This is a genomic window from Azohydromonas lata NBRC 102462, from assembly GCF_001571085.1.
Lineage (GTDB): Bacteria > Pseudomonadota > Gammaproteobacteria > Burkholderiales > Burkholderiaceae_C > Azohydromonas > Azohydromonas lata.
The window spans coordinates 1-1,947 of record NZ_BCTC01000250.1; the positions used below are offsets into that span (position 1 = coordinate 1).

General features: G+C 46.5%; 2 protein-coding genes and 1 pseudogene. 2 read left to right on the forward strand and 1 reads right to left on the reverse strand.

Annotation, left to right across the window (positions count from 1 at the left end):
- Positions 1-529 (forward strand): hypothetical protein (locus tag ALA01S_RS34240; RefSeq protein ID WP_218011561.1); only part of this gene is annotated, 529 nt, incomplete at its 5' end.
- Positions 530-692: 163 nt separating this feature from the next.
- Here the strand turns inward: ALA01S_RS34240 and ALA01S_RS35120 are convergent.
- Positions 693-962, reverse strand: a pseudogene (locus ALA01S_RS35120) (IS110 family transposase); the annotation flags it as partial.
- A gap of 138 nt (positions 963-1,100) precedes the next feature.
- Here ALA01S_RS35120 and ALA01S_RS33805 point away from each other — a divergent pair.
- Entirely contained in the window at positions 1,101-1,808 is a 708-nt protein-coding gene (locus ALA01S_RS33805; protein ID WP_157119435.1) for a hypothetical protein, read from the forward strand.
- Positions 1,809-1,947: the final 139 nt, after the last annotated feature.

Here is a 1,947-nt window from a genome sequence, read left to right on the forward strand (position 1 = left end):
AAAATATCACAAATCACTCTACGATCAAGCCTTATCAGTCGAGGACCACGAGCAATTTGAGTACACCTATTTCACCTCGTCAGCTCCGTGCAACATCCAGCTATCTGGCTTGCTCTACCCAGATTACAGTTTTCAGGGAAAATTCCTCCAAAACCTCGGTGAACGAACCCGTCCGCTGGACTTGATAACTTTCTTTACAGCACCAACACCGAACGGTTGGGCATTTTGTTTTGCCTGGCACGAATCAAGCAGCAAAACATGCATTCCTCTTTTAGGCTCGCTAGCGGCGGGAATTCACTCCGGTGAAAGACCTCAAGATATACTGCTCCGCTTCTCTCTCTCATGCTGCGAAAATCATGCAATTCGAATTTCATGGTGGGACCAATTAAGCAAAGAACTTAAACGAGAAGCCATCGATAGAATGAATTTGATGGCAGACCCTACGATCCCAGTCCCTTACGACTATTTAAGATCTGGCTGCGAGGGAATTGCAAACTGGGAGTTCGACTATGTTCAAGCTTCTTTATAGGAATGTGCGTTTTGCAGTGGGCCCATAACTTGGCTTTCAACCGCACATTCGAACACGAATGTATCATTTTACGAAATTCCTATTAAATTCCATAATTATTCGACATCATAAATGCCTAACTTGCCGTTGCACCTGACAAATTTATTTCCGCCACCCCAAAAAACGCCGCTGCATCGGCTGCGTCGTTTTTGCCACGCTTTCTGCTCATCCGATAAGGCGCCAAAGTTTTCGGAACCATGACTCTGACGGCATGTCAAAACTTTATAAATTGCCGTATCCAGTAATTGGCACCCGAGCAGGCCTCCATGCTAATAGTGCATGAAAGCAATTTCGCAATACTCTCTATTAATTGATCTCTGCGTACCGAAGACCGCACCAGACAGCAGCACTCTGCACCGTCCACGCCGTGCAAGGCGAAAATATTCTTGGACATCTCCTTCCAATAGGTAACACGTTGATGTTTCGCAACTCAATCGTGGCACCACTTGCCGACTATCCCTACCGGCCATCCCGTAGGCACTCGACTCGGGATGGGATGTCTCTTTAATTCATTAGGTGTCGTGGAGACAGAGTGGACGCAAAGCTCGCCAAAGAACTCGGTTCAAAAATTCAAGAGCTTCAAGCCCTGATGGTCGCGTTTGTGACCGATGGACGTACTAGTGATCAACCGCGCGTATATCGCGAACTCTACGCGGACATAACTATAGAACTTGAGAAAGCAAAGTACGAAAACCCAAATCCACACAAATCGTTGGAGGTGTTCTACGCTCACTGCAAACTTCAGGATATGAAGAAATATGCAGAACGGAGAGCCTATGTGGAAGAATTGTATTCGGACGTTCTACTAGATCTAAAGCGAGTAGAACGCCATTTTCCAAGTCCAAAGAATTGGACTAAGGCAAATGACGTACTCACAGACGAACTATCGCCTGTTCGCACTCAGTGGCTAAAAGCAAAAAACTTCATTGTCTCCAAACCACCAGACTACGAGAACTCCATCAAGGAATCAATCAGTGCCGTAGAATCTTGTTTAATGGTGCTTTTGCGGGAGCCCAATGGAACTCTGGGCAAGATCATCAAGCAGGCAAAGCTTGACCCAGATATTGAGCGCTTAGTAAGTCAAGCCTATGGATATACCAGCAACAAAGATTTTGTTAGACATGGTGGAACTGAGGAATCGAAATTGACAAAGGCAGAGGCAAACTTCTTTCTTGATTTTTCGGCATCATCAATTGTTTACATTACAAACAAGCTTAAGCGCACAAACACCGGCGCCTAACCATTCGTTCGACCAAACTCAGCCATGCGGCCAATTGGCGACCATTCACAAAGTCATGCCCTGGCACCACTTGCCGACTATCTCTGCCGGTCATCCCGTTGGCACCCAGCTAGGGACGGGGATGTCCCTTTCATTCGCT